General features: G+C 61.2%; 2 tRNA genes. Both read right to left on the bottom strand.

Going from position 1 to position 276, the window contains the following annotated elements:
• Nucleotides 1-23 precede the first annotated feature (23 nt).
• A tRNA-Ala gene (locus XINFAN_RS20200) sits at nt 24-99 on the bottom strand.
• Between the two features lie 79 nt (nt 100-178).
• A tRNA-Ala gene (locus XINFAN_RS20195) sits at nt 179-254 on the bottom strand.
• Nucleotides 255-276 lie beyond the last annotated feature (22 nt).

Genomic DNA, 276 nt, shown 5'->3' with positions numbered 1-276 from the left:
GCTGCTGATGATCATGTGAACACTGGTGGAGCCTATCGGGATCGAACCGATGACCTGCTGAATGCGATTCAGCCGCTCTCCCAGCTGAGCTAAGGCCCCAGACTTTGCCTCGCGGCGCGCTGGCCTTTCGGCCGAAGCTCGCTTCGCGACGAACTCTCGCCGGACAGAGTGGTCTTGCTGGTGGAGCCTATCGGGATCGAACCGATGACCTCCTGAATGCAAATCAGGCGCTCTCCCAGCTGAGCTAAGGCCCCGAGCAGGCGATGGTGGGTCGAG

This window comes from Pseudogemmobacter humi (assembly GCF_900609055.1).
Classification (GTDB): Bacteria; Pseudomonadota; Alphaproteobacteria; order Rhodobacterales; family Rhodobacteraceae; genus Pseudogemmobacter; species Pseudogemmobacter humi.
Note: the sequence above shows the minus strand (reverse complement) of the source record. Positions and strands in the feature narration are given on the sequence as shown.